Source organism: Planctomycetaceae bacterium (genome assembly GCA_021371795.1).
GTDB lineage: Bacteria > Planctomycetota > Phycisphaerae > Sedimentisphaerales > UBA12454 > UBA12454.
This window is the reverse complement of sequence record JAJFVK010000024.1, coordinates 1-12,307: the sequence shown is the minus strand read 5'-3', so window position 1 is coordinate 12,307 and position 12,307 is coordinate 1. Positions and strand designations below refer to the sequence as shown.

The 12,307-nt window shown below is 42.0% G+C and carries 13 protein-coding genes; 9 read left to right on the top strand and 4 right to left on the bottom strand.

What is annotated here, in order from left to right; translation table 11 throughout:
* The first annotated feature begins 339 nt into the window (after positions 1 to 339).
* From LLF92_11820 to LLF92_11785, 8 genes are all read left to right on the top strand, one after another.
* On the top strand, positions 340 to 1,566 hold the full coding sequence (locus LLF92_11820) for an LL-diaminopimelate aminotransferase (GenBank protein ID MCE5341794.1): 1,227 nt from the start codon (positions 340 to 342) through the stop codon (positions 1,564 to 1,566).
* A 27-nt stretch (positions 1,567 to 1,593) separates the two neighbouring features.
* A complete protein-coding gene (gene folK, locus LLF92_11815; protein ID MCE5341793.1) occupies positions 1,594 to 2,706 on the top strand; it encodes a 2-amino-4-hydroxy-6-hydroxymethyldihydropteridine diphosphokinase in 1,113 nt (370 codons plus the stop codon).
* Positions 2,707 to 2,811: 105 nt separating this feature from the next.
* The gene (gene panC / locus LLF92_11810) at positions 2,812 to 3,660 is read left to right on the top strand and encodes a pantoate--beta-alanine ligase (protein ID MCE5341792.1); all 849 of its coding nucleotides are present in this window, start codon (positions 2,812 to 2,814) and stop codon (positions 3,658 to 3,660) included.
* A gap of 44 nt (positions 3,661 to 3,704) precedes the next feature.
* Positions 3,705 to 4,052, top strand: a complete 348-nt coding sequence (locus LLF92_11805; protein MCE5341791.1) for an aspartate 1-decarboxylase — start codon at positions 3,705 to 3,707, stop codon at positions 4,050 to 4,052.
* Positions 4,053 to 4,111: 59 nt separating this feature from the next.
* Positions 4,112 to 5,092: a prolipoprotein diacylglyceryl transferase gene (locus LLF92_11800; protein MCE5341790.1), complete on the top strand. Its 981-nt coding sequence runs from the start codon at positions 4,112 to 4,114 to the stop codon at positions 5,090 to 5,092.
* A 106-nt stretch (positions 5,093 to 5,198) separates the two neighbouring features.
* Positions 5,199 to 5,738, top strand: a complete 540-nt coding sequence (locus tag LLF92_11795) for an RNA polymerase sigma factor (protein ID MCE5341789.1) — start codon at positions 5,199 to 5,201, stop codon at positions 5,736 to 5,738.
* On the top strand, positions 5,731 to 6,186 hold the full coding sequence (locus LLF92_11790; protein ID MCE5341788.1) for a hypothetical protein: 456 nt from the start codon (positions 5,731 to 5,733) through the stop codon (positions 6,184 to 6,186). The genes LLF92_11795 and LLF92_11790 overlap by 8 nt, the downstream gene beginning before the upstream one ends.
* A 4-nt stretch (positions 6,187 to 6,190) precedes the next feature.
* A complete protein-coding gene (locus tag LLF92_11785) occupies positions 6,191 to 6,898 on the top strand; it encodes a hypothetical protein (protein MCE5341787.1) in 708 nt (235 codons plus the stop codon).
* Positions 6,899 to 6,990: 92 nt separating this feature from the next.
* On the opposite strand, the gene LLF92_11780 is transcribed toward LLF92_11785, so the two are convergent.
* A complete protein-coding gene (locus LLF92_11780; GenBank protein MCE5341786.1) occupies positions 6,991 to 7,839 on the bottom strand; it encodes a rhomboid family intramembrane serine protease in 849 nt (282 codons plus the stop codon).
* A gap of 44 nt (positions 7,840 to 7,883) precedes the next feature.
* Here LLF92_11780 and bioF point away from each other — a divergent pair, with 44 nt between their 5' ends.
* On the top strand, positions 7,884 to 9,077 hold the full coding sequence (gene bioF / locus LLF92_11775; protein MCE5341785.1) for an 8-amino-7-oxononanoate synthase: 1,194 nt from the start codon (positions 7,884 to 7,886) through the stop codon (positions 9,075 to 9,077).
* 500 nt (positions 9,078 to 9,577) lie between these two features.
* Here bioF and LLF92_11770 read toward each other — a convergent pair whose 3' ends face one another.
* The 3 genes from LLF92_11770 to LLF92_11760 form a co-directional block, all read right to left on the bottom strand.
* Complete coding sequence (locus LLF92_11770) at positions 9,578 to 10,345, bottom strand: restriction endonuclease (protein ID MCE5341784.1); 768 nt, start codon at positions 10,343 to 10,345, stop codon at positions 9,578 to 9,580.
* Positions 10,346 to 10,348: 3 nt separating this feature from the next.
* Positions 10,349 to 11,041 carry a hypothetical protein gene (locus LLF92_11765; GenBank protein ID MCE5341783.1) on the bottom strand — a complete coding sequence of 231 codons (693 nt, stop codon included), beginning with the start codon at positions 11,039 to 11,041 and terminating at the stop codon, positions 10,349 to 10,351.
* 302 nt (positions 11,042 to 11,343) lie between these two features.
* A complete protein-coding gene (locus LLF92_11760) occupies positions 11,344 to 11,574 on the bottom strand; it encodes a hypothetical protein (GenBank protein MCE5341782.1) in 231 nt (76 codons plus the stop codon).
* Between the last annotated feature and the right edge of the window lie 733 nt (positions 11,575 to 12,307).

Sequence of the window (12,307 nt, the reverse complement as noted above, 5' to 3'; positions counted from 1 at the left end):
CCGGAAATCGGCAGGGGGTGTTCCTCCACCTTTACCCCAAATGAGCAAAGGAATTTTATCAGAGTTACCACACCATTACAAGATAAATCTTTCATAGCAAGCCTTTTTGGCATCATAACTTCCGTTATTTGTTGACAGTTCATAATTCTCAATGTAATTTAAGCCTACACAATAATTCGAGTAATATATCGGCTTGTTTTTGCCTTGATATAACTTATTAAAGTATGTGCGAGATTGAATGTTTCCGCCAATCCGCGGGTAAGTGCTTTGAAAATAAAAACTTACTCTTTAAATCGCGGGAGCTTACTACCCTGAAGGGTAGAATTTATCGGAGTACAAATGATTAGAGTTAATGAAAATTTTCTTAAATTACAATCTGGATACTTATTCCCTGAAATAGGAAGAAGAGTTAAACTTTTCGCACAAAATAATCCAAACGCCTGTATTATCAGACTTGGAATTGGAGACGTAACGGAGCCTTTACCGTCGGCAATTATTGAGGCAATGCACAAAGCCGTTGACCAGATGGCCAGCAGAAAAGAGTTCAAAGGTTATGGTCCGGAACAGGGTTATGACTTCCTAATCGAGGCGATTATTGCTAACGATTATAAAAGCAGAGGCGTAAGTATTGAAAACGGCGAGGTTTTCGTCAGCGATGGCGCTAAATGCGATACCGGCAATATTCAGGAAATCTTCGGTCTTGATAACGTAATTGGCGTAACAGACCCCGTCTATCCTGTTTATGTTGACACAAATGTGATGGCCGGCAGAACAGGAAATCCAGACAAAACAGGGCGGTATGAAAACATTGTGTATATGCCATGTACGCCCGATAACAATTTTGTCCCACAGATTCCAAATGACAAATTGGACATAATTTACCTTTGCTACCCCAATAACCCGACAGGTGCGGTCGCCAAAAAAGAGCAGTTGAAGGTTTGGGTCGATTATGCCAGAAAAAATAAATCAATAATTTTGTTCGATGCCGCTTACGAGGCGTTTATATCCGATAACTCTATCCCACATTCTATTTACGAGATAGAAGGTGCCAAAGAAGTTGCGATAGAATTCCGTTCGTTCAGCAAAACTGCGGGCTTCACCGGCCTTCGCTGCGCGTTTACCGTTGTGCCGAAAGCCTTGAAAGCATACACAAAAGACGGCAAAGCGGTTGACCTGAACCAGATTTGGAACAGACGCCATTGTACGAAATTCAACGGCGCAAGCTATATTTCGCAGGCTGCCGCCGCGGCGATTTATACCGAGCAGGGCCAAAAACAGGTCCGCGATATTATCAAAATTTATATGTCGAACGCTTCACTGATTAGAAGCACACTCGAAAAAATCGGCTATGAAGTTTACGGCGGCGTTAACGCTCCGTATGTCTGGCTGAAAACGAAAAATAATATGACCTCATGGGAATTTTTCGATTTCCTGTTGAGCAAGGCAAATGTTGTCTGCACGCCGGGCAGCGGGTTCGGTTCGGCAGGCGAAGGTTTTGTACGATTGAGCGCATTCGGCGCACCTGACAATGTAGCGCAGGCGATGGAACGCATTAAGAAACTATAAAATATCTCTGTGGTCTCTGTGAACTCTGTGGCTAAAAAAATTGTAATGATAAATAATGGTGTAACGGCTTATATCGGATTGGGAAGCAATCTCGGCAGCAGGCAGAAGAATTTGAAAAAAGCTCTCGATGCCGTTGCGTCCGCCAAAGGTATAAATCTGCTTCGTGTCAGCAGCGTAATGGAAACAAAACCGCTTGCCGACAAAAAGCAAAATGACTATCTCAACTGCGTTGCGCAGATTCAGACAAAACTGCCGCCGGATAAACTGCTGAAGGTTCTGAAGAAAATCGAAAGCACGCTCGGCAGAAAAAAAACTCCAGAAAAATGGTCGAGTAGAGCAATCGACCTTGATATTCTGTTGTATGGCAAAAAAATAGTAAAAAGTAAAGACCTTGTTATACCGCATCCGCAGATGCATTTGCGGTCATTCGTGTTAAACGGGCTTTGTGAAATAGATTCGCAGGTTGTTCATCCGCGTTTAAATGAAACAGCGGACGTGCTTCGCAAAAGACTTTCAGGCGGCGATTTTCATATTGATGAGAATGCTCCGCGATTGATTTGTATTTCAGGCGTAATCGGCGCTGGCAAAACAACTCTTGCCGATGGCCTGAAAAATGTTTACGACTTTAACCTGATAAAAGAAGCGTATGATACGAATCCGTTTTTGGCGAAGGTTTACGCGGGACAAAAATCATTTGCGCTCGATAGCCAGTTGTACTTTTTATTGAGTCGATGTGAACAGTTGAGTCCGGAAGTTCTGCGGAATAAAATTTCCGTAAGTGATTATATAATGCAGCAGGAAATGATATACGCGAGAGTCTGGCTCGATGCGGTGCAGTTTAATTTATATAGAAAAGTAAATGCTGTGATGACGAAAACTGTTGCGCCGCCGTCGCTTGTGGTATATTTGAAATCCACGCCGGCAGGGTGTTTGAAGCGTATAAAAGAGCGCAGCAGGGTGTATGAGCGTGATATTGATTTGAGTTTTCTTGAAAATCTTCACAGCAGTTATCAAAGATTTTTCGAGACGTTTAATCAATGCCCTGTGATAACGGTCGATGCCGAAGCGGTTGACTTCAGGCAAAAAGAACAGGTCGAATCGCTCGGCAAAAAAATAAATTATTATATAAAGAAAAATTAATTTCTCTGTGTTCTCTGCTGAAGCGAAGCGGAAGTCCTTGAGTCTTTGGGATTTTTGCTCCTCGAAGCAAAAATCAGAGAGGATGTTCTCTGTGGCTAAAAAATCATGAAAATTGCAAAAACAATAGATGAAATAAGAATGATTGTTGCTGACGCCGGAACGGCCGACCAGAAAGTTGGATTTGTGCCGACGATGGGCGCGCTTCACGCAGGGCACGTTTCGCTGGTAAAAAAAGCCAAACAGCAGTGCGAATTCGTGGTCGTCAGTATTTTTGTCAATCCCACGCAGTTCGGCCCCAATGAGGATTTAAATAAATATCCCAAGCCTTTTGATGCTGATATCGCAATGTGCAAAAAGAACGGCGTTGACGCGGTTTTCGCGCCTGCCCCTTCTGAAATGTACCAGGAGCAAAATATCACGTGGGTTAGCGTTGACAAATTGAGTGAGTTGTTATGCGGCAAATCCCGCCCGACACATTTCAGAGGCGTCGCGACGGTCTGCACAAAGTTGTTTAATATTATTCAGCCTGATGTTGCGTATTTCGGTCAGAAAGACGCGCAGCAGGTGATTATAATCCAGCGGATGATTGCCGATTTGAATATGCCGATGCGAATCGTTGTTTGTCCGATAGTCCGTGAAGAAGACGGCCTGGCGATGAGCAGCAGAAACAAATATCTGGACGCCAAACAGAGAAAAGAGGCTCTGCTGCTCTATGCTTCATTGCAGGAAGCACAGCTTTTAATTGATGGCGGCCGGCGTGAAAGTGCGTTTATAAAAGAGCAAATGCAAAAAATTCTGAACATAGGCAAGCAGATTGAAATAGACTATATAAGCATTGTAAATGCCGATACGCTCGAAGAAATTGAAGAAATTAAGGGTAAGGTTTTGATTGCTTTGGCGGTAAAAATGCCATCGGCACGGTTAATTGATAATATTCTGCTTGATGTTGAGTAAGCAATCATTAAAATACTCTGTTTTCATTAATTTATGGTATTGAAATGTTGTTAAAACTTTTAAAAAGTAAAATACATCGTGCAACGGTAACGGATTCTTTGGCGGATTATCCCGGCAGTATCGGCATAGATTCCAAACTGATGGAAGCTGTCGGCATAATGCCTTATGAGACGGTTCTCGTTGCGGATGTTACGAACGGCAATCGACTTGAAACGTATGTTGTGCCCGAAGAAGCAGGCTCCGGAAAAATTTCTATTCTCGGCGCCGCTGCCAGACTGATGCAAAAAGGTGACATTGTGATTATTATGGGTTTTGCGTGGATGACGCCCGAAGAAGCGAAAGGTTTTAAACCGAAAGTGGTTGTCGCCGACGCGAAAAACGGAATTAAGTAGAAAATTTAAAATTTGTCCGCCGTAGGCGGGTTCATCAATTTTGATATTTAATTTTATTAATGCATCCTGAACTCTTTAGAATTCCGTTCACAGACCTGACCGTCAAGAGTTACGGCTTTTTGATGGTGTGCGGATTCATTGCAGCGATATTTCTTATCCGCAGACTCTCACGCGATCTGGGCGACCATTCGGAACACATTACAACGGCCGCTCTCTATTCGCTTATCGCCGGTGTTGTAGGCGCAAGAATTTTTTATGTGATACATTATTGGTATCAGTTCAGCGGCAGAATATTGGATATTTTCGCAGTCTGGAAGGGCGGCCTCGAACTTCTCGGCGGTGTACTGCTGGCGGTGTTTACGATTGTGATGTATCTGTGGGTGCAAAAACTGCCCGTTCGCAGGTATCTCGACATTCTCGGTATTGGCTTATTGCTGGCGCTTGGATTTGGCAGAATCGGTTGTTTGATGAATGGCTGTTGTTTTGGAAGGCCGACAAGTTGTCCGGTTGCGATTCATTTTCCTTATGGTTCGCTTCCGTATGAAAGTCAGATTAGACCAGACTTGGCCCGTCATCGTGATAGGCCGTACATTCAACTGCCGGCTGATTTTTTCGACGTTATGGACGGCAATTATTATCTCAAGCCGTATAATTCTTTGGATGCGCAACAGAAATTCGAAGTTGCCCACGACGGCCCATATCATTGTTTGCCGGTTATACCAACGCAGATTTTAGAATCCCTGCTGGCGTTTGTCGGCTGTATTGGGCTTTATTTTCACCGCCAATGGGGAATCAAACTGCAAACGCAGGGGCGCAAACTTCCGTTTATCTTCAAACCGGGCACTACATTTGCGCTGATGTTCATATATTATGGTACGATGCGGTTTTTTATCGAATATTTAAGGGATGACAATCCAATCCAGGCCGATGGCTTCACTATTTCACAGAATTTGAGCATTGCTCTTATAATAATTAATATAGCTCTTATTTTACTCTTTTCCAAAATGAATACCGACAACATTACTTTTGACAAAAAGTAAGGCTTTTAGTGTCATTCCCGCGAAAGCGGGAATCTACGCGTTCATTTTTCTTCAATTTTGCAATAATTATTCACCATCAACCGTCTATATATACGAATATTCAATAATGGCGCCATCAGAACAGACAATTAAATTGGTATCGTTGGCCCGAAAGGGCGACAAAACGGCAGTTTCCGAACTGGTTGATTTGTATTCCAGGCGTATGTACGGTTACTTTTACCGGCTGTCGTCGAATGCTGACGATTCCAATGAGTTGTTGAGTGAGCTTTTTTTAAAAATGTATGAGAAAATCGGCACCTGTTGCCCCGAAACTTTTGAGGCCTGGCTTTTCCGTATTGCATCCAATTTGTTTATGGATTTTTTGCGGACAAAAAAGCGGCACGAAAAGATGATGGGTTCTTTTCAGCAGGATTATAAGGAAGAGACGGCAGAGCCTAAAACCGGCGGTTATTTGACCGACAGATTGACAGCTGCCCTGGAGACGCTCGAGCCGGATGTTGCCGAGATTATTGTGATGCGTTACTACTCGCAGTTGAGTTTTCAGCAGTTAGCTGAATTAAGAAATGAACCGGTTAATACGGTATTGTCGAAAGTGCATCGCGGTTTGAAGAAATTAAAAGAATTAATGGACAAGTCTAATGACTGAACAGAACGAAAAATTTGATTTGACCGAACTGAAGAAAGATTCGCAGGAAATCGACGAATTGTTCGAAAGATTCCCGGCTCCAGAGCCTTCGCCTGCATTGGTTGATGATATTAAACGCAGGATTTACAGCAAAAAGCAGCGAATCGGTATTCCGGCATTAATTCTTAAAACAGCTTCCGTCGCGGCTGTACTACTATTTGCGTGGTTTTTTGTGTTTGACGATACGAACACGAAAAAACCTGTTGCGAGCATCAGCGAAAGTTCGAACAGTGTTTTTGCGCAAGCTGATGAGAGTATTAGCGAATTTGAAAAAGATATTGAACTGCTCCGAAGCGAGTTTTTATCTGTCTGCCTCAATGAGGACAGTTCAGGCAGCCTTATGAGCGACAGCGTTACGACTTTGGAAAGTGAAATAATTGAAACCGATTATAGTTTTTGGAAAGGTTAGTAAAATGAAATCCTTAATAAGATTGATATTACCGCTGGTTTTCTTGATGGCTGTTTTAGCGATTGCCGAAGAAAATCCTCCGATGCCTCCGGCACAGGAGATGGGCGAACTGCAACTGCCTCCGATGCCGCCGATGGGTGAGCCGAATGATATGCAGGGGACTCCGGGCGGTGAACATCGTGAACGCATGGGAATGATGGGGCAGAGAATCCGTCATAATGTTCAGGAAAGAGAAACAGAACTGATGACCTGGCTTGAACAAAATGACCCGAACAAAGCGAAAGAGCTTAAGGCTTTGAAAGAAAAAGACGCCAAGGCTTATGCAAGAAGAATGATGTTTGAGATGAGAAATTATTGGGGCATAATTGACGCACAGAAGACCAATCCCGCACTCGCCGAGGTACTCAAAAAGGATATGGTTCTCAAACAGCAGCGAAGCGAACTGCTCGAAAAGTATAAAGCAGCCACAGATGAAACCGTAAAAGCCGAACTGAAAGAGCAGTTAAAGGATGTACTTGATCAAAGGTTTGACCTGATTGTCCAGAAAAAACAGTTAAGGTATGAAGACCTCAAAAAACGGCTCGAACAGCTTCAGGATGATTTGAAAAAGAGTCAGGCCGAACTTGATACTATCAAGGATAAAAAGGAACAGCAGGTTCAAAAACATCTCGATGAACTGCTGAATCGTCCTGAAGAAATTGATTGGAATTAGTTATGCGAAATCGTTAAACAAAAAAGCCTCTTCATTTGAAGAGGCTTTTTTTATAGATAAATCTCTGTGTTCTCTGTGAGCTCTGTGGCTAACTATAATTTATTTTTCATTTGTTCTAATCTTGTTGCTTCGGCAAGGATCTGTTTTTCTTTTTTAGTCAGGCTGTTAATTCCCTGCTGATTTACCTTTTCGAGTATTCGGTCAACTTCTTTTTGCAATTCGCTGTAAGCCCTGAATTTTTTCTCCCAGTTGTCCTGAAGCGAAGCTTTATATCTATTTTTTAGTTTCGGTCCGAAGTACACATACGCCGCACCGGTTGCCATACCAGCCAGATGTGCCGCGTCGCCGCCTGCGTTTTGCCCGACTATGAAGATATTTATTACATAATAGCATATCAAAAGTACAGACGCTACTCGGATTGGAACAGGAAAAACTAACAGAATCACAACGAAATGCGGGAAAAGAATCGCACAAGCCGCCAGCATACCCAATATCGCGCCGGATGCTCCGATTAATTCGCCTTTCGGAATGGCTCCGAGATTCGACAGCAGAATATAATACAATCCGCCCGCTGCGCCGCAGGCCAGATAGAAGATGAGAAATTTTTTGCTGTGCCAGAATCTTTCAAGCGTCGGCCCGAGGAAATAAAGGCCGATCATATTCATAAATATATGACCTACGCTGCGCGGGTCGTGCAGAAACTGATAGCCGATGACTCGCCAAAGTTGCAGCGAACTTGCGGTCGTGCTGGAGTCTATCTCAAGCCAGCCGTAGAGAAAATTCCCAATCGGCTTTACGATAATGCTCAAAAGATATATACCGACGTTTATTATCAGCAGATACTTTACCACCGGCGTCAACGGCGGAAACCGAAATTGCATCCGCGGCATTGAGCTGCCTTCATAGTCCGGCTGATGATAATCCCTATCATGAATTCCCATAGTTAATCCAAAAACAATTGTTTTACAATTATATATGCTATAATATGGTAAAAACAGTTGTTTTTTCAATTAAAATTCAAATGAAATTCGATTTTTTACAAAATGAGCTTAATAACATTGAGCAAAAGGACTTGCTTCGCGGCCTTATAGAGATAGATTCTGCCGCCGGAACGTCGATTCGCGTCGGCAACGCCGAGAAAATCCTGTTTTGCAGCAATAATTACCTGAATTTGGCAGGGGATGCTCGACTTGTCGCCGCGGCCAAAGAAGCGATGGATAAATATGGCTTCGGCTCTGCCGCGTCTCGTCTGATTAGCGGAACTATCAAACCGCACGTAGAGCTTGAAAAGAAATTAGCGGATTTATTTGAAAAGCAGGCCGCGTTGGTTTTCCCCGCAGGCTATATGGCCAATCTCGCCATTTTGCAGACGATTCCGCAGAAGGGCGATTTGATTTTACTCGATAAACTCGACCACGCCTCGATTATCGATGCCGCCAAGGGCAGCGATGCCGATTTTAGAACTTATCATCGGACGCAGTTTGAAAAAATCGAGAATCTTCTTGCGTCAAAAGATTACAACCGGAAATTCATCGTTACTGAATCGGTTTTTTCAATGGACGGCGATTTTGCCGATTTGAAAAAACTCGTCGAACTCAAGAAAAAATATAACGCGTATTTAATTGTCGATGAAGCTCACGCCTTCGGCTGTTTTGGCGATACAGGCGCAGGCCTTGCGCAGGAACTTGGCATTTTGAACGATGTTGACATTATTGTTGCGACTTTGAGCAAATCAGCAGGATGCACCGGCGGTTTTGTCGTTTCGGATAAATGCGTTATTGATTTTCTGGTTAATAAAGCCAGACCGTTTATTTATACAACCGCGCCGATTCCCGCAAATTCTGCCGCGGCTGTTTGTGCGATAGATATAATTAAAAACGCGCACGACCAAAGAAAAAGCCTGAAAGAGAACAGCGATTATCTGCGCTCGCAGCTCAAAAAACTCGGGCTTAATACCGCAGCGAGCCAAAGTCAAATTGTGCCCGTAATCATCGGCGATAATAAAAAAACGCTGGAGATTTCCAAAAAACTTTTTGAAAAAGGTTTTTATGTTGTCGCGATTCGTCCGCCGACAGTTGCCCCAGGCACATCTCGTCTGCGAATTTCTTTGCAGTCCGACCATACAAAACAGCAAGTTGATGCCCTCTGCGATGCGATTGTATCAGAGCCGCGACAGTAATGGAGCGGTCATCTTTTGTTTAGCCCCCAGTTTTGCTGGGGGTCTAATGTCATTGCGAGGAGTCCCGCTTCGGGACGACGTGGCAATCTCATCTGCACCTATCCCGCACCAACCTGCCCCGCAAGCCGTTGCGGCGGGGTTTTCATTCACGTTTTTCTCTGGTGCGGGGTCATTCCTGCGTTATTAAAATAGGTAAACGTCCCTAATGGCGTTTCCTTAAGGATATTAACAAAAAAAGTCCCACTTGACGATAAAAATATTGTCCACAAAAATTATCGTTAAGGAGACCGAAATATGTACGTAAAAGATATCGACTCTACTTCAAAAAACCATGAAAATATTTATGAAAAAATTGAATCCATCTCTTTCAACTCAATTTTCCGGGGACACCTTACTAATGGCGTTTCCTTAAGGCGGTTGATACCGTATTATTGGCATCCCAACGTAGCTTTTTGCTGTTAAGGAACTGCCATTAGGTAAACGTCCCCTATTTATTTATTCTATTTAAGAGTCATATTTTGCATCTTAATTATGCTGTTTACATCAAACATAGAAATATTCTTACCTTTTATGAAATCTCGCACCCCCTGCGTAAAACCAGTCAGGTTAATTATGATTCCGTCGTTTACCCCAGCCGATTGCATTGCACCATACAAATCTCTCGCAACGTGTGGTCCAACTGGGGTCTTATGTGCTTTGCATTGTACAAAAATTTTTGTTCCATCAGAAACAGTAAGTATGATATCAATTCCACCATCTCCACTACCCTTAGTTTTTTCAACTGAAGAAAAGTGACCTGACCTCCGAAACAATTTTGAAACCTCTTCTTCAAATTCATGTCCTCCCAAAGAAAACCAGTAATTAGCTTCCTTCCTTCTGAGTTCCTCGATTTTTTCTTTTTCTTTATCTTCCAAGACTTCCTTATACGCTTTTTCGGCTTCTAAATACTTTGCATAATTTATTCCAAGGATGCTTAATTTCTTTACTCGGGGAAAAAATAAATATGCAATTAGAAGCCCAATTATATGCCCATATTTCAAAAAAATTGATTGTCGTTCATATTCTAAAATCTTTTTATTTTCAATTTCAATCTTCTGATTTTCAATATAGTCTGACTGAGCGATAGATAGTTGGTTGCTGTCCAATTCAAAATCTTCAGGTATGGGCTTCTTTAAATTTGGACCCAGTATTTCTATATGACGAGATTTTCTAAGTTCTTGTAGATATTTTTTAAAAGAGGCCCATTTATCAACTTGAAGTTTTTCCATCGGTTATGCCAACAGATTTTTGTAGTTCTGCTTTACAAATTCTAGGAATATTCGGTTATGCTCTGCGAGATTATTGTTGATGAAATCCGATTTTACAGTAATAACCTTATCAAGCGTCCGCTGCACTGTTTCATTGGCCCAATTGAGGTGTTCATTTCCAATTATCATAGCAACCGCCTCGATTTGTCTATAAGACCAAGCCAACATTTCGCATGCATCATAGCATTGCCCGTAATTCTCAAAACCCATTACCTGCCCTTTGGCTGCTAATGACGCCATCCTACTTATTATTGGCCGAACCTTATCTAAATATCCAATCAATCGAGTCTGGTCATCCTTGCCACGATTTTCAATGTATGAAATAACCCCGGCATTCTTAGCATTCTCATTTTTCAAAGATGCAGTTTCTATATAAGCTTCAATAGATATTTCTATGTATTTAAGCATCTCAATGGGCGCACTCATGGCTTGGATATATTCATGTACTGTATCAGTTAATTCATCCATGAATTGAATGTGCTTTTCGGCCCGCGTCTGGTATCTCCATGTACGTAAAGCACAAGTAGCAATTATAGCAACCCAGAGACCAGCTATAGCGGTCAGTATCGAAGACAAATTATTTATTAAAGTTTTAATAATTTCTATAGCGATAGCGAATATCCGTGTCAATTCGAGTCCACTAAGGTCAATCCACATGTAATAAAATCCTATAATCCTATTTTAAGAAGTTTCAACGATGTTTCCTCAACAATAATAGGGGACGTTTACCTATATTTGTTTTTCTTCTGTCTCCTGTGTTCTTAGTTCTATATTCTTTTTTCGCTGATAACCGATAACTGCTCCCTGATAACTATTTATCAATTATACCCCGCTTTCAATTGGCTTCAATAACAAAAAAACTCGCAGGTTAAGTTCTTAACGAATAAAATCCATCGGCTACGCCGATTCCACATTCTGTCTTCTGTCTACTGAATTCTATATTCTTTTTTCATTTTTCACTATTCATTTTCCGGCTCAACTACTCGGCAGACATCTGTTTGGCAATTTTGGCATTTTCCTCGTAAGAGGAGGTCTTTGTCTTTCATTTTGGCTGATTCAAGAACGATTGTTACGGAATCAAGGCATTTACCACAGAAAACGTTATCGAGAATCTTTTCCTGTGCCCATTTAGGAATTTTGTGCCATCGCAATAATGCCTCTGGCGTAAAGACATTTATTGAACGTATCATTATTTCTTTTCCTAATCAAAAACAGGTAATTGATAATATGCTACCTAAATGCTGATTCTTTATCAAAACAAAATCTTCGTGCCTATAAATAAATCTCATCGGCGTTAGCCGGTTCCTTCTACCGACTACTGGCTATTTTTTATGTCTCCGTGTCCTCTGTAAACTCCGTGACTATAAATTTTTTCGCGGAACCTTCTTGACAAACAAGATGTTTTATGGTCGGAGCGAAGCGCAGACCCCCGAGCTTTTTGGTTTTTTTCTTCCTCGAAGAGAAAAAAACAGAGGGGGTATAATACCTACATGAAATTAAGAAAAAAATCTGCGGTTCAAAAAAACGCACGTTTTTTGAACACCGATTTTCAATTTTTATGATTTCTTACGATTTCACTGCGATTTAGTATCGTTCCAGTGTATTTCAGTTCATTTTACTGTGATTTAGTGATTTTTTGTGTTGCCGAAACTTGCGCCTTGCGCGATTTTGCGATAAGAACTCGCAATTTCTATTTGCTATTGGCTACTGACTACTACTAATAGTATGTTTAAAAAATTGCGCACGCGAATACCTGCGCCGATTTTACGAATTTTCGAAATATGGTTCATCCGGTTAATGAGTAGTTGGAACGGTGCAGGTGAAAGATTCGTAATTTAAGATATTCATCGTCCCGATAACCGCAGGCGTTACGTTGCAGCAGGCCGATTTTGCGGTTCACAACCTCCAATTTGCTGGTACTGA

What these genes read in the sequence shown, in the direction of transcription:
- LLF92_11795 (MCE5341789.1), top strand. Translation starts at nt 5,199, where the DNA reads ATGGCGCCATCAGAACAGACAATTAAATTGGTATCGTTGGCCCGAAAG.
- LLF92_11780 (MCE5341786.1), bottom strand. Translation starts at nt 7,839, where the DNA reads ATGGGAATTCATGATAGGGATTATCATCAGCCGGACTATGAAGGCAGC.
- panC (MCE5341792.1), top strand. Translation starts at nt 2,812, where the DNA reads ATGAAAATTGCAAAAACAATAGATGAAATAAGAATGATTGTTGCTGAC.
- LLF92_11790 (MCE5341788.1), top strand. Translation starts at nt 5,731, where the DNA reads ATGACTGAACAGAACGAAAAATTTGATTTGACCGAACTGAAGAAAGAT.
- LLF92_11820 (MCE5341794.1), top strand. Translation starts at nt 340, where the DNA reads ATGATTAGAGTTAATGAAAATTTTCTTAAATTACAATCTGGATACTTA.
- LLF92_11770 (MCE5341784.1), bottom strand. Translation starts at nt 10,345, where the DNA reads ATGGAAAAACTTCAAGTTGATAAATGGGCCTCTTTTAAAAAATATCTA.
- LLF92_11760 (MCE5341782.1), bottom strand. Translation starts at nt 11,574, where the DNA reads ATGATACGTTCAATAAATGTCTTTACGCCAGAGGCATTATTGCGATGG.
- LLF92_11785 (MCE5341787.1), top strand. Translation starts at nt 6,191, where the DNA reads ATGAAATCCTTAATAAGATTGATATTACCGCTGGTTTTCTTGATGGCT.
- LLF92_11765 (MCE5341783.1), bottom strand. Translation starts at nt 11,041, where the DNA reads ATGTGGATTGACCTTAGTGGACTCGAATTGACACGGATATTCGCTATC.
- LLF92_11805 (MCE5341791.1), top strand. Translation starts at nt 3,705, where the DNA reads ATGTTGTTAAAACTTTTAAAAAGTAAAATACATCGTGCAACGGTAACG.
- LLF92_11800 (MCE5341790.1), top strand. Translation starts at nt 4,112, where the DNA reads ATGCATCCTGAACTCTTTAGAATTCCGTTCACAGACCTGACCGTCAAG.
- bioF (MCE5341785.1), top strand. Translation starts at nt 7,884, where the DNA reads ATGGTAAAAACAGTTGTTTTTTCAATTAAAATTCAAATGAAATTCGAT.